General features: G+C 70.1%; 14 protein-coding genes. 11 read left to right on the top strand and 3 right to left on the bottom strand.

Going from position 1 to position 16,615, the window contains the following annotated elements; genetic code table 11:
* Positions 1 to 77: 77 nt before the first annotated feature.
* Together AB0436_RS02080 and AB0436_RS02075 are read right to left on the bottom strand one after the other, a co-directional pair.
* Complete coding sequence (locus tag AB0436_RS02080) at positions 78 to 731, bottom strand: DUF305 domain-containing protein (protein WP_366465697.1); 654 nt, start codon at positions 729 to 731, stop codon at positions 78 to 80.
* A complete protein-coding gene (locus tag AB0436_RS02075) occupies positions 728 to 1,408 on the bottom strand; it encodes a DUF3105 domain-containing protein (RefSeq protein ID WP_366465696.1) in 681 nt (226 codons plus the stop codon). The genes AB0436_RS02080 and AB0436_RS02075 overlap by 4 nt, the downstream gene beginning before the upstream one ends.
* A gap of 95 nt (positions 1,409 to 1,503) precedes the next feature.
* On the opposite strand from AB0436_RS02075, the gene AB0436_RS02070 reads away from it, so the two are divergent.
* The 10 genes from AB0436_RS02070 to AB0436_RS02025 all read left to right on the top strand — a co-directional run bounded on the left by AB0436_RS02070 (position 1,504) and on the right by AB0436_RS02025 (position 12,336).
* Complete coding sequence (locus tag AB0436_RS02070) at positions 1,504 to 1,680, top strand: hypothetical protein (protein WP_366466150.1); 177 nt, start codon at positions 1,504 to 1,506, stop codon at positions 1,678 to 1,680.
* The gene (locus AB0436_RS02065; RefSeq protein WP_366465695.1) at positions 1,677 to 2,132 is read left to right on the top strand and encodes a monovalent cation/H+ antiporter complex subunit F; all 456 of its coding nucleotides are present in this window, start codon (positions 1,677 to 1,679) and stop codon (positions 2,130 to 2,132) included. Before AB0436_RS02070 ends, AB0436_RS02065 begins: the two co-directional genes overlap by 4 nt.
* Positions 2,125 to 2,418 carry a DUF4040 domain-containing protein gene (locus AB0436_RS02060; protein WP_366465694.1) on the top strand — a complete coding sequence of 98 codons (294 nt, stop codon included), beginning with the start codon at positions 2,125 to 2,127 and terminating at the stop codon, positions 2,416 to 2,418. Before AB0436_RS02065 ends, AB0436_RS02060 begins: the two co-directional genes overlap by 8 nt.
* Positions 2,415 to 3,152 (top strand): hydrogen gas-evolving membrane-bound hydrogenase subunit E, encoded by a 738-nt coding sequence (mbhE, locus tag AB0436_RS02055; RefSeq protein WP_366465693.1) that lies wholly within the window; start codon positions 2,415 to 2,417, stop codon positions 3,150 to 3,152. The genes AB0436_RS02060 and mbhE overlap by 4 nt, the downstream gene beginning before the upstream one ends.
* Positions 3,149 to 3,499 (top strand): sodium:proton antiporter, encoded by a 351-nt coding sequence (locus tag AB0436_RS02050; RefSeq protein ID WP_366465692.1) that lies wholly within the window; start codon positions 3,149 to 3,151, stop codon positions 3,497 to 3,499. Before mbhE ends, AB0436_RS02050 begins: the two co-directional genes overlap by 4 nt.
* Entirely contained in the window at positions 3,496 to 5,262 is a 1,767-nt protein-coding gene (locus AB0436_RS02045) for a complex I subunit 5 family protein (RefSeq protein ID WP_366465691.1), read from the top strand. The genes AB0436_RS02050 and AB0436_RS02045 overlap by 4 nt, the downstream gene beginning before the upstream one ends.
* A gap of 165 nt (positions 5,263 to 5,427) precedes the next feature.
* Complete coding sequence (locus AB0436_RS02040) at positions 5,428 to 6,789, top strand: glutamine synthetase family protein (protein ID WP_365857795.1); 1,362 nt, start codon at positions 5,428 to 5,430, stop codon at positions 6,787 to 6,789.
* Between the two features lie 91 nt (positions 6,790 to 6,880).
* Positions 6,881 to 8,329, top strand: coding sequence for an argininosuccinate synthase (gene argG / locus AB0436_RS02035; RefSeq protein WP_366465690.1), 1,449 nt, complete (start codon positions 6,881 to 6,883; stop codon positions 8,327 to 8,329).
* Between the two features lie 385 nt (positions 8,330 to 8,714).
* Positions 8,715 to 10,451: a carbohydrate-binding module family 20 domain-containing protein gene (locus tag AB0436_RS02030; RefSeq protein WP_366466127.1), complete on the top strand. Its 1,737-nt coding sequence runs from the start codon at positions 8,715 to 8,717 to the stop codon at positions 10,449 to 10,451.
* 136 nt (positions 10,452 to 10,587) lie between these two features.
* Positions 10,588 to 12,336, top strand: a complete 1,749-nt coding sequence (locus AB0436_RS02025) for a TIGR03767 family metallophosphoesterase (protein WP_366465689.1) — start codon at positions 10,588 to 10,590, stop codon at positions 12,334 to 12,336.
* An 80-nt stretch (positions 12,337 to 12,416) separates the two neighbouring features.
* Here AB0436_RS02025 and AB0436_RS02020 read toward each other — a convergent pair whose 3' ends face one another.
* Positions 12,417 to 13,289 carry an alkaline phosphatase family protein gene (locus AB0436_RS02020; RefSeq protein WP_366466125.1) on the bottom strand — a complete coding sequence of 291 codons (873 nt, stop codon included), beginning with the start codon at positions 13,287 to 13,289 and terminating at the stop codon, positions 12,417 to 12,419.
* Between the two features lie 304 nt (positions 13,290 to 13,593).
* On the opposite strand from AB0436_RS02020, the gene AB0436_RS02015 reads away from it, so the two are divergent.
* The gene (locus AB0436_RS02015) at positions 13,594 to 16,584 is read left to right on the top strand and encodes a bifunctional [glutamine synthetase] adenylyltransferase/[glutamine synthetase]-adenylyl-L-tyrosine phosphorylase (protein ID WP_366465688.1); all 2,991 of its coding nucleotides are present in this window, start codon (positions 13,594 to 13,596) and stop codon (positions 16,582 to 16,584) included.
* Positions 16,585 to 16,615: the final 31 nt, after the last annotated feature.

The raw sequence follows: 16,615 nt of genomic DNA, 5'->3' as shown, positions 1-16,615 counted from the left end.
CGCGTGTACGCCACACCTTGCCCCATGAACTGTGCATGCCAGGGGTATTCGATCGTCAAGAAAAGATCAAGGAAGGGTCATGAACCGGCCCCCGGGGCCGCGGTCGACGAAGCCCCTCGCGCCTTCAACATGTCGGACATCAGCCGCACTTCGGACTGCTGGGAGGTCACCATTCCCTGCGCGAATTTCCGCTCCGTGGGGACCTTGCACAGGTGGACGCATCCTTCCGCCATATGGATGCCGCCTTGGTGATGGGCCGTCATCAACTGGAGGTAGCGGACCTCTGCCTGTCGGCCGCTCAGCCGGCGCAGTGCGGCCAGCTGCGCCCGGGTCGCCATGCCCGGCATCAGGGCCCCGTCGGTCGACGGTTCCACGGCCATACCCATCCACTGCATCGGCAGCGTGCCCGCCTCGGTCACCGGCAGCCCCCAGAGATCGAGCCAGCCCATCATCATGCCGCGCTGGTTGGCCTGGGTGTTGGCGATGTCATAGGCCAGGCGGCGGACGTCGGCGTTCTTCGTGCGGTCCCGGACGATGAACGACATCTGCACGGCCTGCTGGTGATGAATCGACATATCGCGGGCGAAACCGGCGTCCGGGGAGTCCGCGGTGGGTGTGCGCGCCGCCGGCCTGCTCCGGCCGTCCATCGTGAAGGCCATGGTCGCGGCCGCCGCACACAGCACCACCAGAACGGCGGCGGTGACGGCGGTCAGCCGGGTGCCGCGGGTCATGAGCCGTCCCGCCCGCCGGTGCACGCCGCACCGGGTTCCGGAGTCTGCGGGCCCTGCACGTACTTGGTGAAGAACTGGTTCACCCGCGGGTCGTCGGCGCCGTCCACCGTCAGCTGTTTGCCCCAGGCGCTCAGCATGATCGCCCCGGCCTGGCCCGGGTACGGACTCATCAGGGAGTAGGGCGTCTTCGCCACCTTCGCGCCGAGTTTCGCCACATCGGACGCGGCGGCCTTGCCGGTGTAGGTCACCCAGACCGAGCCGTGCTCCAGTGAGTGCACGGCGTTCATGTCGGGGATCGCCTTCTTGTAGACGTCCCCGTCGCAGTTCATCCACACCGGGTTGTGATCCCCGCCCACCGGCGGCTTCATCGGATAGCTGACCGGCGTGGTGACATGGTTGCGGGTCAGCTGCTTGACGTCCCAGTCCTTCTCGCCCTTGATCGGACCCGCGGCCGTACCGCCGTCGGCCTTGCTGTCCGAAGCGCCGCCGCCGGACCGATTGCTGACGATGTACGTGCCGAACCCGATCAGGCCGGCCACCGCCACCAGGCTCACGGTGATCGCGATGACGCGGACACGGCGTTCACGCGACTTCTCCGCTCGGCGCAACTCCGCTATGCGGAGCCTGCGATCGTGCTGCGCGTTCGGATCGTTCTTCGCGCTCTTCGGCGAGGCCATCGGTTACGTCCTTCGGGGTACCAGCGAAGCAGGGGCTCAGATCATGCCAGGAGTACGGCACTGTTGCCCGGGTACGGGCGAGCGGAGGTGGAAACGTGACGCACAGGTATGCGCTCGCAGCCGAACTGCTGGGCTGGTGGGCGGCGTTGATGGTGCTGTGGCTGATGTTCATCAGCACTGTCGACCCGCTGGAGGTGCTGGTCGGAGCGGCCGCCGCGCTGTTCGCGGCGGCCGCCGCCTGCGGCGCCCGCAGGGCGGTGAAGCACCGGTGAACGGCTGGCTCGCGGCGGCCGCCGCACTGCTGCTGTGCGGAGTCGGCCCCGCCCTGTGGGGCGTGGCCACCGGCCCGGTGCGCCGCCGGGTCGTCGCCCAGAACCTGGCGACCCTGCTGACCTGCCTCGCGCTGCTGCTGCTCGCCCGGGGATACCACCGCACTGCCTATGTGGACCTCGGGCTCGTCCTCTCGCTGCTCGGCCCGGTGGGCACCCTGGTGTACGCCCGGCTGCTCGCCGACGAGCTGGCGGAAGACCCGCCGCGCAGCAGCCGGACCACCTGGCCGGCCGTGGTGGCCACGCTGCTGGTCGTGCTGCCGCTCTGCGTGGCCACCGGGCCCGGCAGGGGAATGGTGAAGCTGCTGGTGATCGGCGCGCTGCTGATCGCCGGAAACGTCGTCGCCGCCCGCGCCCTGGACGACCCGATCCCGGAGATGGTGCCCGATGAGTGACGCCGTGACCGTCATCGCTCTGCTGCTGGTCGCGGTCGCCGCCACCGCGGCCGTACTGGTGCGCGACCCGGCGCGGCAGGCACTGGTCCTGTCGGTACTCGGTCTCGCGCTCGCCGTCCTGTTCACCGTGTTGCAGGCTCCGGACGTCGCGCTCTCCCAGCTGGCGGTGGGTTCTGCGCTGACCCCGCTGCTGCTGCTCCTCTCGGTACGGAAGACCCGGCGCAAGCGCCGGCCCGGCGAGCCAGAGCAGCCGGGACGGAGCGGACGGCAGGGGCGGGCCGGATGACCCGCCGGACCCGGATGTGGGTGCTGGTCATCGGCGGCGCCGGACTCGCCGTGCTGCTCGCCCTGGCCTGCTTCCGGCTGCCGGACTTCGGCGGCGCCTCCCACCCGTACGGCGAACGCGCCGTCCGGGCCGCACTGGCCCGGCACACCGCCAACGTCGTCTCGTCCGTCAACTTCGACCAGCGGGCCTTCGACACCATGGGGGAGGAGAGCATCCTCTTCGTCGCCGTCCTGGGCACCGTCGTACTGCTGCGGCAGACCCGCGACGAACGGCAGCACCAACCGGAACCCGCCCCAGTGCTGCCGCCGGTCCGCCGCTACGCGCTGATCGCCCTGCCCGTCACGCTGCTCACCGGCCTGTACGTCGTCGCGCACGGCCAGCTCAGTCCAGGCGGTGGCTTCCAGGGCGGCGTGGTCGCCGCGACCGCCCTTCACCTGCTCTACATCGCGGTGGACTACCCGGCGCTGGAGCGCATCCGCCCCACGGACGTGTTCAAGGTGGGGGACGCCGCGGGGGAGGGTGCCTATCTGGTCCTCGGCATCGCGGGGGTGCTCTGGGGGACGTCCTTCCTCGCCGACTTCCTGCCGCGCGGAACGTTCAACATGCTCGCGTCGGGCGGAACCGTCCCGCTGCTGAACGCCGCCGTCGGCATGGAGGTCGCCTGCGCCGTGGTCGTGCTGCTCGCCGGATTCCTGGACCAGGCCCTGGAAATCGAGGAGGCCGACGAGAAATGATGTCCGTACTGCCCTACCTGGTCGCCGCCTGGATCTTCCTCATCGGTGTCTACGGCCTCGCCACCAGCCGCAACCTCATCCACGCGGTCGGCTGCCTCGCCGTCTGCCAGACCGCCACCTATGTACTGCTGCTGGCCGTCGGCTACCGCGACCGTTCCACCGCCCCGGTGTTCTCCGACGTCACGCCGGGCACCCGCACCGTGGTGGATCCCGTCGTGCAGGCACTGACCCTGACCGACGTGGTGGTCGGCGCGACCGTCACCGCGCTGCTGCTCGCGCTGGTCATCCAGGTCGAAAAACGCCACGGCACGGTCGACCCCGACGAACTCTCCGAGCTGCGCGGATGAGCCATCCCCAGCAGCTGCTCCCGCTGATCGTCGCCCTGCCGCTGCTCGGCGCCGCCCTGCTGGTCGCCGCCGGCCGATGGGTGCCGCGGCTCGTCGGCGAGGCGGTGGGGGTCGCCTTCGCGGCGGGCACCGCGGCGCTCGCCGTCCTCCTCCTCGCGCACCCGCACGGCGCCGGCACCGAATGGGTCGGCGGCTGGACCCCGTACCACGGGCGGAGCGTGGGCATCGTCCTGCTCGGCGACCCGCTCGCACTCGGCCTCACCGCGCTCGTCTCCCTGCTGGTGGTGGCGGTACTGGCCTACTCCTGGCGTTACTTCGACGAGCCGCCGGTGCGGCACGCCGGGGCGTTCCCCGCCCTGGTCCTGGTCTTCCAGGCCGGCATGTGCGGATTCGTCCTCACCGGGGACCTCTTCAACGCGTTCGTCTTCTTCGAGCTGATGAGCGTGGTGGCCTACGCACTCACCGGCTACCGGGTGGAGACGGCGAAAGCCGTTCAGGGCGGGCTGACCTTCGGTGTCGTCAACTCCCTCGGGGCCTACGCCACCCTGCTCGGGATCGTGCTGCTCTACGCCCGCACCGGCGAACTCGGCATGCACGCCATCGGCAGGCACCTGGACGCCCAGGGCGGTCCGGACGCACTCGTCCTCGCCGCTTTCGTCCTGATCCTCACCGGCCTGCTGGTCAAAGCGGCCGCCGTACCCTTCCATTTCTGGCTCCCCGACGCCCACGCCGTCGCGCCCACCCCGGTCTGCATGCTGCTCTCCGGCGTGATGGTGGAGCTCGGCGTGTACGGCATCGGGCGGATCTACTGGACCGTCTTCGGCGGCAGCGGCGGCATCCCAGCAGCCGACGCCGAACGCGCCCTGGTCGCGCTGGGCGTGCTGACTGCGCTGACCGGCGCGGTCATGTGCTGGCAACAGCGCCACATCAAGCGGCTGCTCGCCTTCTCGACCGTCGCGCACACCGGCCTCTTCCTCATCGGGCTCGGACTGCTCACCCCCGAGGGCGCCGGCGGCGTCGCGCTGTACGTGATCGGGCACGCGGGGGTGAAGGCGGCGCTCTTCGCCTGCGCCGGCATCCTCCTCGACCGTTACGGCTCCATCGACGAGCACGAACTGCACGGGCGTGGGCGGGAACTGCCCATCGTGGGCGCGCTCTTCACAGTCGGCGGGCTCGCGCTGGCCGGGCTGCCGCCGTTCGGTACGGCGCTGGGCAAGGCGGTGCTGGAGGAATCGGCAGGCGGACCGCTCGCGGTGGTCTGCGTCCTGGTCTCGGCCGTCACCGGCGCCACGGTGCTGCGCGTCGCCGCACGGGTCTTCGGCGGGCTCGGTCCCCGGCTCACCGACAGCCAGCAGTACGAGACCAGCGGCGAGTCCGAGGAACCGGAAACCGGCGGGATGCTCGCCCGGGTCCCGGACACCATGCTCGCCGTCCCCTCCCTGCTGCTGGCCGCAGCGCTCACGGTCGGTCTGGTGCCCGGCTTCGCCCGTTCCGTCGGCCACGCACTGGACGAGGCGCTGCCGGGCAAGGCACCGCACGACCCGGCGTGGACGACGTCCGGTCTGCTGCTCGGACTGCTGTCCACGGCTCTCGCCGCCGCCCTCGCCGGGTACGCCGTGCGAGGCTCCAAGCGCGGCAGCGACCGGGTGGCCGGCCGCGACTGGGCGGCCCCGCTGCGCCGCCTGCACTCCGGTCACATCGGTGACTACGTCGCGTGGCTGGTCGCCGGTGCGGCGCTGCTCGGTGGCCTGACGTGGTGGTAGCGCGGCCCCGTGCGCCCTGCCGCCCCGATGCACAGCACAATGGAGATGTTCGGACGCAGGTTCGCAACATGCCTGAAATCGTGTGGTGGGATGCTCATGAGCCCCGGTGTCTCCGGCGGCGTGGGAGCAGGTGACTGACCGGCAAGGATGGGTAGGACGGTAGACATGGACAAACAGCAGGAATTCGTGCTCCGGACGCTGGAGGAGCGTGACATCCGCTTCGTACGGCTGTGGTTCACCGACGTCCTCGGGTTCCTGAAATCGGTCGCCGTGGCCCCCGCCGAGCTGGAGCAGGCCTTCGACGAAGGCATCGGCTTCGACGGCTCCGCCATCGAGGGCTTCGCCCGTGTGTACGAGTCCGACATGATCGCCAAGCCGGACCCCAGCACCTTCCAGATCCTGCCCTGGCGCGCCGAGGCGCCCGGCTCGGCACGGATGTTCTGCGACATCCTGATGCCGGACGGTTCCCCGTCCTTCGCGGACCCGCGCTACGTACTGAAGCGGATCCTGGCCAAGACGTCGGATCTCGGATTCACCTTCTACACCCACCCCGAGATCGAGTTCTACCTCCTGAAGCACAAGCCGCTCGACGGCACCCGCCCCACCCCCGCGGACAACTCCGGCTACTTCGACCACACCCCGCAGAACGTCGGCATGGACTTCCGCAGGCAGGCGATCACCATGCTCGAATCGATGGGCATCTCGGTCGAGTTCAGCCACCACGAGGGCGCCCCCGGCCAGCAGGAGATCGACCTCAGGTACGCCGACGCTTTGTCGACCGCCGACAACATCATGACCTTCCGCCTGGTCATGAAGCAGGTCGCGCTGGAGCAGGGCGTCCAGGCCACCTTCATGCCGAAGCCGTTCAGCGAATACCCCGGCTCCGGCATGCACACCCACCTCTCCCTCTTCGAGGGCGACCGCAACGCCTTCTACGAGTCGGGCGCCGAGTACCAGCTTTCCAAGGTCGGCCGCTCCTTCATCGCCGGCCTGCTGCAGCACGCCGCCGAGATCTCCGCGGTCACCAACCAGTGGGTCAACTCCTACAAGCGCATCTGGGGCGGTTCGACCCGCAGCGCGGGTGCGGGCGGCGAGGCCCCCTCGTACATCTGCTGGGGCCACAACAACCGCTCGGCGCTGATCCGCGTCCCGATGTACAAGCCCGGCAAGACCGGCTCGGCGCGGGTCGAGGTCCGCTCCATCGACTCCGGCGCCAACCCCTACCTGACGTACGCGCTGCTGCTCGCGGCGGGTCTCAAGGGCATCGAGGAGGGCTACGAGCTCCCGGCCGGCGCCGACGACGACGTCTGGGCCCTGTCCGACGGGGAGCGCCGCGCGATGGGCATCGAGCCGCTGCCGCAGAACCTGGGCGAGGCGATCTCGCTGATGGAGCGCAGCGAGCTGGTCGCCGAGACGCTGGGCGAGCATGTCTTCGACTTCTTTCTGCGCAACAAGAAGCAGGAGTGGGAGGAGTACCGCTCCGAGGTCACCGCCTACGAACTGCGGAAGAGCCTGCCGGTGCTGTAACGGAATCCCTGGGCGCCGCCGTCATGGCGGTAGCCCAGGGCTTACGCAGGCCAGGTTTGCATAATCATGCGTTTGAGTGCATTATCTTCCTATGTCTAAGGTTCTCACCTCCCTGCCCGCCGGCAAGCGCGTCGGCATCGCTTTCTCGGGCGGCCTCGACACCTCCGTCGCGGTCGCGTGGATGCGCGACAAGGGTGCCGTCCCGTGCACCTACACCGCCGACATCGGCCAGTACGACGAGCCCGACATCGCCTCGGTGCCCGGCCGTGCGAAGAACTACGGTGCCGAGATCGCGCGCCTGGTCGACTGCCGGGCGGCACTGGTGGAGGAGGGCCTGGCCGCGCTCGCCTGCGGCGCGTTCCACATCCGCTCGGGCGGCCGTGCCTACTTCAACACCACGCCGCTCGGCCGCGCCGTCACCGGGACCCTGCTGGTCCGGGCGATGCTCGAGGACGACGTGCAGATCTGGGGCGACGGCTCGACGTTCAAGGGCAACGACATCGAGCGGTTCTACCGCTACGGGCTGCTGGCCAACCCGCACCTGCGCATCTACAAGCCGTGGCTCGACGCCGACTTCGTCTCCGAGCTGGGCGGCCGCAAGGAGATGTCGGAGTGGCTGGTCGCGCACGGGCTGCCGTATCGCGACAGCACCGAGAAGGCGTACTCGACGGACGCCAACATCTGGGGCGCCACCCACGAGGCCAAGACGCTGGAGCACCTCGACACCGGCGTGGAGACCGTGGAACCGATCATGGGTGTGCGGTTCTGGGACCCCTCGGTCGAGATCGCCACCGAGGATGTGACGATCGGCTTCGACCAGGGCCGTCCGGTGACGATCAACGGCGAGCAGTTCGCCTCTCCGATCGACCTGGTGATGGCGGCGAACACGATCGGCGGCCGCCACGGCATGGGTATGTCGGACCAGATCGAGAACCGGATCATCGAGGCGAAGAGCCGCGGCATCTACGAGGCGCCCGGCATGGCGCTGCTGCACGCCGCGTACGAGCGCCTCGTCAACGCGATCCACAACGAGGACACCCTCGCGCACTACCACAGCGAGGGCCGGCGCCTCGGCCGGCTGATGTACGAGGGCCGCTGGCTGGACCCGCAGGCGCTGATGGTCCGCGAGTCGCTGCAGCGCTGGGTGGGCTCGGCGGTCACCGGCGAGGTGACCCTGCGGCTGCGGCGCGGTGAGGACTACTCGATCCTCAACACCACAGGACCGGCGTTCAGTTATCACCCGGACAAGCTGTCGATGGAGCGCACCGAGGACTCGGCGTTCGGCCCGGTGGACCGGATCGGCCAGCTCACCATGCGCAACCTCGACATCGCCGACTCGCGTTCCCGGCTCGAGCAGTACGCCGGCCTCGGCATCGTCGGCACGACCCACCCCGTGTTGGTCGGCGCGGCGCAGGCGGCGGCCACCGGTCTGATCGGCACGATGCCGGAAGGCGGCGCCGAGGCCATCGCCTCGCGGGGCGAGGTCTCCGGTGACGAGGAACTGCTGGACCGCGCCGCGATGGAGTCGGGCACGGACTGACGGTACCGCTACCGAGCCCTTCGCCGGAGAGGCTGACGCCCTCGCCGGCGAAGGGCGACATCAGGTGGGCGGCGTCCCCCTCCGGGGGTCAGCGGCGCCGCAGTGCCGGGTCGAGCAGCGCGGGCGGAGTGTCGCGTCGCCGATCGGGACCCCCGTTACGACGTTCGCCGACTGGTTGCGCTCCTCGTCAGGGTCTGCGCCGGCCTTGCTGACGGTTGCCACTGGGGGAGGGGGTCTTCCCGGCGAAGGTCTGAAAAGAGTTGCAGCAATTCGTTGAAAGTTGCTGCAAGTACCTTGACGTGTTCATCGCTGCGGCGGGAGGCTCCTGGGCGCGGCCCTCATGTGGGCTGTGCTCGTCTTCCCGAAGGAGCCGCTCATGACATTCATGAGAAGCAGAGGCATACGCAGCAGCGCCGTACGCGGCGGACTGGCGGTGCTGCTCGCCGCGACCGGTCTGAGCTTCACGGCGCAGCAGTCCGCGCAGGCGACGCCGCCGGGCAGTAAGGACGTCACGGCCACCCTGTTCGAGTGGAAGTACGACTCGGTGGCCAAGGCCTGCACCGACAGCCTCGGCCCGGCCGGCTACGGCTACGTCGAGGTGTCCCCGGCCTCCGAGCACATCCAGGGCGACCAGTGGTGGACCTCGTACCAGCCGGTCAGCTACAAGATCGCGGGACGGCTCGGTGACGAGAGCTCGTTCCGGAACATGGTGAACACCTGTCACAGCGCGGGCGTGAAGGTGGTCGCCGACGCCGTCATCAACCACATGTCGTCGGGCTCCGGGACGGGCACCGGCGGCACCAGCTACAGCAAGTACAACTACCCGGGGTACTACCAGGACCAGGACTTCCACTCCTGCCGCACCGACATCAACAACTACGGCGACCGGAACAACGTCCAGAACTGCGAACTCGTCGGCCTGGCCGACCTGAACACCGGCAGCGACTACGTACGCGGCACGATCGCCGCGTACCTGAACCACCTGATCTCGCTCGGCGTGGACGGTTTCCGCATCGACGCCGCCAAGCACATGGCGGCCTCCGACCTCGCGGCCGTCAAGTCCAAGCTTTCCGACCCGAACATCTACTGGGCCCAGGAAGTCATCTACGGCGCGGGTGAGGCGGTCCAGCCGGGCGAGTACACCGGAACCGGCGACGTTGACGCCTTCCAGGGCGCCTACGACCTCAAGCGGATCTTCGGCAGCGAGAAGCTGTCCTCCCTCAGCAACTGGGGCCAGTCCTGGGGCGCGGGTTACCTGGCCAGTGACAAGAGCCGCACCTTCGTGAACAACTGGGACACCGAACGCAACGGCTCCACCCTCAGCTACAAGGACAACGCCACCTACACCCTGGCCAACGTCTTCATGCTGGCCTGGCCGTACGGCTCGCCCAATGTCTACTCCGGGTACGAGTTCTCCAACAACGACGCGGGCCCGCCCAACGGCGGCACCGTCAACGCCTGTTACAGCGACGGCTGGAAGTGCCAGCACGCCTGGCCGCAGATCGCCAACATGGTCGGCTTCCGCAACGCGGTCTCCGGCACCGGGGTCACCAACTGGTGGTCCGACGGCAGCAACGCCATCGCCTTCGGCCGCGGCAGCAAGGGCTTCGTGGCGATCAACCATGAAGGCAGCTCACTGACCCGCAGCTTCGACACCTCCCTGCCCGGCGGCACCTACTGCGACGTCGAGCACAGCGGCACGACGTACACGGTCGGCTCCGACGGCACGTTCACCGCCAGCATCGGCTCCAACGACGCGGTCGCCCTCTACGCCGCGAGCTCCTGCGCCGGCACGGGGTCCGGAAACGGCGGCGGCACCACCGATCCGGCGAGCGGCGCCTCCTTCGCGGTGAACGCCACCACCGTGATGGGCCAGAACATCTACGTCACCGGCAACAACTCCGCCCTCGGCAACTGGGACACCGGCAAGGCCCTGCTGCTGTCCTCGGCGAGCTACCCGGTCTGGAAGCTGACCGTGCCGATGGCCGCCGGCACCTCCTTCGAGTACAAGTACATCCGCAAGGACGCGAGTGGAAACGTCACCTGGGAATCAGGCGCGAACCGTACGGCCACCGTCTCCTCGGGCGGCACGGTGTCGGTGAGCGACACCTGGCGCAACTAGCTGCTCGGCGGCCACCAACGGGACGCCGCACTCTGGCGGTTGGGTATTACCGACTGGTAATACATCTGTGTGCGCCGACGGCTGTGCGGTCGGCGCACACAGCCCGCACGCTCGCCTCACCCCCAGGAGATCCGGCATGCGCCCCTACAGCAGACGCCAGTTCGTCACCGGTACATCAGCCGTGGCCGCCGCAACGGCACTGACCCTGGCCGACGGCCGGTTCGCGTCCGCCGCGGAGCGGGACCGCGCGGTGGCCGGCACCGCTGCCAGGGCGGTCCGGACCGCGGGCACCACGCTGGAGCAGGCCGCCGCACCGACCGGCACGGGCTCGTACCGCCGGCTGGCCGCCGGGCCGGGCTGGCCCTTGGTCGTACGGACCGAGCTCGCGGCGGGCAGCACCGGTCGGGACGCCCGGCGCACCGGGCTCGCGTCATTCGTCCAGTTCACCGACCTGCATCTGGCCGACACCGAGTCCCCGGTGCGCTTCGAGTACCTGGCCCGCGCCATCGACTCCGCCTACCGGCCGCACGAAGCGCTCACCGTGCGCGGCGCGGCCTCGCTGGTGGAGCGTGTCAACGCCCTGGCGGGCGGCCCGTACACCGGCCGCCCCTTCTCCCTGGTCATGGCGACCGGCGACAACACCGACAACCACGAACTGGTCGAGCTCGACTGGTACCTGTCGGTGATGAGCGGCGGCAGCATCACCCCGAACACCGGCGACCCGGACCGCTACGAGGGCGTCCAGAACTCCGGCTCCACCGGCTACTGGAACCCGGAGTCCGCGTTCCTCGACGACTACAAGAAGGCCGGCTTCCCGCAGGTCCCCGGCTTCCTGTCGGCCTCCGGCCGGCCCTTCACCGCGCCCGGTCTCCGGACACCCTGGTACACCACGGTCGGCAACCACGACGACAGCATCGAGGGCACGCTGCCCGATCTCGGCCTGCTGAACTCCCTGTACACGGGCGACCGCAAGATCGAGGGTGTCGACGACGCCACCGCCGCAAAACTGGCCGACGCCATCCTGCACGACCCGGCGCAGGCCGCCCTGCTGCTCGCCCGACTGCTGGCCGGCGGCCCGGTCCGCCGCGTTACCCCGGACGCCCGCCGCGCGCCCTTCACACCCAAGCAGTTCGCCAAGGCGCACCTGGACCCCGCACACACGGGTCCTGGCCCGGTCGGCCACGGTTTCACCCCGGCCGCCGCCTCCAGCGGCAAGCTGTACTACACCTTCCCCGTCTCCGACGGTGTGCTGGGCATCAGCCTGGACACCACCAACCGGGCCGGCTGGGCGGACGGTTCGATCGGCACGGCGCAACTGCACTGGCTGGAGTCCGTCCTCCAGGCGTACAGCACCCACTGGTACGACGCCGACGGCCACGTCGTACGCCGCGGTTCGCAGGACCAGTTGGTGATCCTGTTCAGCCACCACACCAGCACCACCATGGGCAACACCCTGCCCGACCCGGACAACATCTTCGAAGCCCGCCACACCGGCACCGAACTGGTCGCCCTGCTGCAGCGCTACCCCAACGTCGTCGCGTGGGTGAACGGCCACACCCACGCCAACCTGATCACCCCGCACGGTCACACCGTCCCCGAACGTGCCTTCTGGGAGATCAACACCGCCTCCCACGTCGACTTCCCGCAGCACGCCCGCATCATCGAGGTCGCCGACAACACCGACGGAACGCTTTCCCTGTTCACCACCCTGGTGGAGTCCGCCGCCCCGTACACCACCGACTTCGGCGACACCTCCGAGGCCGGACTGGCAGCCCTCTACCGCGAGCTGTCCTTCAACGACCCGTACGCGACGCCGACCGCGAAGCTGGGCGCGGCGGCGGACCACAACACGGAACTGCTGCTGGCCCGGCCGTTCGGCGGGTAGGCCGGGCCCTGGCGTTGTCAGCCTCGGCCACGACGGCACCGCGCCTGTTGCTACGCGGGCATGCGGCACCGGTAGGCAGGTCAGGAGGCCCAGACGCCCGTGATGTCGGTGGCGTTCGCGGCCTGGCCGGCGTGCGAGGTGCCGTACATGTCCTCGATGGTGCGCAGCAGGTCGTAGTGGTGATAGGTGACCGACGACGAGGACCCGGGGGCCACTTGCTGGCCGTACAGAACGGTCGGGATCTTGTTGCTGCCCGTCCCGTTGTCCTCGTCGAAGGTGATCGCGAGCAGGCTGTTGTGGGTCTTCGCCCACGTCGCGTAGGCGCCGAGATTGTCCTTCAGCCAGGTGTCGCCCGTGCGGACCGAGCAGTCGTGCATGTCGCTGCAGAGGTTCGGGGTGACGAAGGAGACCTGCGGCAGTTTCGAGTAGTCGGAGGGGAACTGGCCGAAGGTGTGTGCCGACGAGGTCGGCACGTTGCTGAAGCCGAACCACGGGTTGTGTTTCTGGGCGTACTCGCCGCTGCTGCATACGGTCGAGCCCTGGCTCGGGAGCGACTCGTTGTAGCTGGCCCAGCTCTTGCCGGCCGCGGTGAGCTCGGAGGCGAGGTTGGGCGCGGAGCTGAAGGCGGGCGTGTAGCACGAGTCGTCCGTGATGCCCTGGGTGGAACCGGAGAAGAGCGCGAAGTAGTTCGGCTGGCTCGGGTGCGTCTCGCCGTGGGAGTCCGTGAGGTTGGCGCCGCCGGACTTCAGCGAGTTGATGTAGGGGGCGTTGGAGCTGCCGATGACCTGGTCGTATCCATGGTTCTCGAAGACCACCACGATCACATGGTCGGGGGTCGGTACGGTGCCTGCGGCGTCCGCGGCCGACGCGCTGCCCGGACCGGCCCAGAGGCCGATGGACGCGGTGGTGAGGCCGAGAGCGGACGCGACCACGGTACGGAATCCGCGTCCCATGGCGGGGCGGGGCAGGATCCTTCTGCGCACGGGATACCTCCGGTGGGGGAGTGACGGGGGCGGTGCACCGTGAGAGTAGGGAGAAGGAGCCGAAGCGGGAAGACCCGCCGGGGTGAAGAACGGGGGAAGGTACGGGGGCTGCCGCCCGTCGACCGGCTCTTCCAGTGTGCGCCGGGGAAGCGGTTCGGGCACCAGATGGCGGCCCCCCGCACGATGACGTCCGTCGTGCTGCGCGTGCCTTGGCGAGGCCGCTCCCAGCTGATCCGGATATTCTCGGAGACCGGACTGAAGAAGGTAGGGCGGCATGACGGTGTCCGGGCGCAGGGGCAGTACGTTCACGCGGTTGCTGCGGCACGGTTTCACCGATCCGGCGGCCGCCGAGCGGCTCCTCGACGTTCCGGAACTCTCGGCCATACGCAATGATCCGGTGCTGTTCGACGCGCTGGGGGCGACCGCGGACCCCGATCTGGCGCTGCTCGGGCTGGTGCGGATGGTCGAGGCACAGCAGCCGGAGGAACGGCACACCCTGCTGGACACGCTGGTGGCGGCCAAGCCGCTGCGGGACCGGCTGCTCGGGGTGCTCGGGGCCTCCGAGGCGCTCGGGGACCACCTGGCGCGGCATCCGCACGACTGGCACGCGCTCGTCACGTACGAGCAGACCGACCTGCATCCCGGCCTGCCCGAGTTCGAGCGCGGGCTCGCGGGCGCCACCGACGCGGTGACCCTGCGGATCGCCTACCGGCGGTGCCTGCTGGCCATCGCGGCCCGCGACGTGTGCGGCACCACCGACGTCAGGCAGACCGCCGCCGAACTCGCCGATCTGGCGACGGCCACGCTGCGCGCCGCCCTGGCGATCGCGTCGGCCGCCGCACCGGAGGACGCCGCGCTGTGCCGGCTCGCGGTGGTGGCGATGGGCAAGTGCGGGGGACACGAGCTGAACTACGTGTCCGACGTGGACGTGATCTTCGTCGCCGAACCCGCCGACGCGGACGCCGAGACCAAGGCGATGCAGGCCGCCACCCGCCTCGCCGCGCACCTGATGCGGATCTGCTCCGAAACGAACATCGAGGGCACCATCTGGCCGGTGGACGCCAACCTCCGACCCGAGGGCCGCAACGGACCGCTGGTGCGTACGCTGTCGAGCCACCTCGCCTACTACGAGCGGTGGGCCAAGACCTGGGAGTTCCAGGCGCTGCTCAAGGCACGGGCCGTGGCCGGCGACGTCGCGCTCGGCAAGGAGTACACGGAGGCGGTCAGGCCGCTGGTCTGGCAGGCGGCCGAGCGGGAGAACTTCGTGGCGGACGCCCAGAAGATGCGCCGCCGGGTCGTCGACAACATCCCCCCGGCCCTCGTCGAGCGCGAGCTGAAGCTCGGACCCGGGGGCCTGCGCGATGTGGAGTTCGCCGTCCAGCTGCTGCAGCTGGTGCACGGCCGCAGCGACGCCACCCTGCGCAGCGGGAACACGCTGGACGCGCTGGACGCCCTGGCGACCGGCGGGTATGTGGGCCGCGCCGACGCCGCCCAACTCGACGAGGCCTACCGCTTCCTGCGCGCCATGGAGCACCGCATCCAGCTCTACAAGCTCCGGCGCACCCACCTCGTACCGGACGACGAGGCGGATCTGCGCCGGCTCGGGCGCTCGATGGGGATGCGTACGGACCCGGTCACCGAGCTCACCAAGGCGTGGAAGCGGCACGGAACCGTGGTGCGGCGACTGCACGAGAAGCTCTTCTACCGGCCGCTGCTCGACGCCGTCGCCCAACTGGCGCCCGGCGAGATCAGGCTCAGCCCCAAGGCGGCGGGACAGCGCCTCGAAGCGCTCGGTTACGCCGATCCGGTTGCCGCACTGCGCCATCTGGAGGCGCTGTCGTCCGGGGTGTCGAGGAAGGCCGCGATCCAGCGCACCCTGCTGCCGGTGCTGCTCGGCTGGTTCGCCGACTCCGCCGACCCGGACGCCGGTCTGCTCGGTTTCCGCAAGGTGTCCGACGCGCTGGGCAAGACCCCCTGGTACCTGCGGTTGCTGCGGGACGAGGGCGCCGCCGCGGAGAACCTCGCCAGGGTGCTGTCGGGTGGCCGGCTCGCCCCCGACCTGCTGCTGCGCGCCCCCGAGGCGGTCGCGCTGCTCGGCGCGAGCGGGGGACTCGTGCCGCGCAGCCGGGAGCATCTGGAGCAGGAGGTGATGTCAGCCGTCGGCCGGGCGGAGACACCCGAGGGGGCGGTCGCCTCGGCGCGCGGGGTGCGCCGCCGGGAACTCTTCCGTACGGCCGCCGCGGACCTCATCGGCTCGTACGGCACCGAGGAGAGCCCCGCCGAGGCGGACCACGGCGCTCTGGTGGACCGGGTCGGCCACGCCGTCACCGACCTGAACGCCGCCACCCTCGCGGGCGCGCTGCGGGCCGCCGTACGCGCCCGGTGGGGCGACAGCCTGCCGACCAGGTTCGCGGTCATCGGCATGGGCCGCTTCGGCGGTCACGAGGTGAGTTACGGCTCGGACGCGGACGTCCTCTTCGTGCACGCACCGAGGGAGGGCGTGGACGACCAGGAGGCGGGCCGAGCGGCGAACGCGGTGGTCGAGGAGATGCGCAGGCTGCTGCAGCTGCCGACCGCCGACCCCCCGCTGCTGATCGACGCCGATCTGCGCCCCGAGGGCAAGACCGGGCCGCTGGTGCGCACCCTCTCCTCCTACGCCGCCTACTACCGGCGCTGGTCACAGGTCTGGGAGAGCCAGGCGCTGCTGCGCGCCGAGCCGATGGCGGGCGACGACGAACTGGGCCGCAGTTTCGTCGAACTGATCGATCCGCTGCGCTATCCGGCCGAGGGGCTCGGTGACGAGGCGGTACGGGAGATCCGCCGGCTCAAGGCCCGCATGGAGTCCGAACGGATGCCGCGCGGCGCGGACCCGACGCTGAACGCCAAGCTGGGGCGCGGCGGGCTGAGCGATGTCGAGTGGACGGTGCAGTTGTTGCAGATGCAGCACGGCTGGGAGGTCCCCGGCCTGCGCACCACCCGCACCCGCACCGCCCTGGCGGCGGCCCACGCGGCCGGCCTGCTCCCCACGGAGGACGCTCAGACGCTGGACGAGGCGTGGGTACTGGCATCCCGGGTACGGAACGCGGTGATGCTGGTGCGGGGACGGCCCAGCGACACGTTTCCGCCGGACGGGCGGGAGCTGGCCGCGGTGGGGCGCTATCTGGGGTACGAGGCGGGGCATCTGGGCGACATGCTCGACGACTACCGGAGGGTGACGCGCAGGGCCCGGGGCGTGATGGAGGAGCGCTTCTACGGGGCAGGGTGAGCGGAGTTCACCGCGGTCCGCCCTGCCCCCG

Source organism: Streptomyces sp. NPDC051322 (assembly GCF_040689485.1).
In the GTDB taxonomy this organism is placed as follows: domain Bacteria; phylum Actinomycetota; class Actinomycetes; order Streptomycetales; family Streptomycetaceae; genus Streptomyces.
Note: the sequence above shows the minus strand (reverse complement) of the source record. Positions and strands in the feature narration are given on the sequence as shown.

Bases quoted from the DNA above. Each gene is read 5' to 3' on its own strand.
- AB0436_RS02045 (WP_366465691.1), top strand. From the start codon at position 3,496: ATGAGCCATCCCCAGCAGCTGCTCCCGCTGATCGTCGCCCTGCCGCTG.
- AB0436_RS02060 (WP_366465694.1), top strand. From the start codon at position 2,125: ATGAGTGACGCCGTGACCGTCATCGCTCTGCTGCTGGTCGCGGTCGCC.
- mbhE (WP_366465693.1), top strand. From the start codon at position 2,415: ATGACCCGCCGGACCCGGATGTGGGTGCTGGTCATCGGCGGCGCCGGA.
- AB0436_RS02020 (WP_366466125.1), bottom strand. From the start codon at position 13,289: ATGGGACGCGGATTCCGTACCGTGGTCGCGTCCGCTCTCGGCCTCACC.
- AB0436_RS02075 (WP_366465696.1), bottom strand. From the start codon at position 1,408: ATGGCCTCGCCGAAGAGCGCGAAGAACGATCCGAACGCGCAGCACGAT.
- AB0436_RS02025 (WP_366465689.1), top strand. From the start codon at position 10,588: ATGCGCCCCTACAGCAGACGCCAGTTCGTCACCGGTACATCAGCCGTG.
- AB0436_RS02030 (WP_366466127.1), top strand. From the start codon at position 8,715: ATGAGAAGCAGAGGCATACGCAGCAGCGCCGTACGCGGCGGACTGGCG.
- AB0436_RS02050 (WP_366465692.1), top strand. From the start codon at position 3,149: ATGATGTCCGTACTGCCCTACCTGGTCGCCGCCTGGATCTTCCTCATC.
- AB0436_RS02015 (WP_366465688.1), top strand. From the start codon at position 13,594: ATGACGGTGTCCGGGCGCAGGGGCAGTACGTTCACGCGGTTGCTGCGG.
- argG (WP_366465690.1), top strand. From the start codon at position 6,881: ATGTCTAAGGTTCTCACCTCCCTGCCCGCCGGCAAGCGCGTCGGCATC.
- AB0436_RS02080 (WP_366465697.1), bottom strand. From the start codon at position 731: ATGACCCGCGGCACCCGGCTGACCGCCGTCACCGCCGCCGTTCTGGTG.
- AB0436_RS02040 (WP_365857795.1), top strand. From the start codon at position 5,428: ATGGACAAACAGCAGGAATTCGTGCTCCGGACGCTGGAGGAGCGTGAC.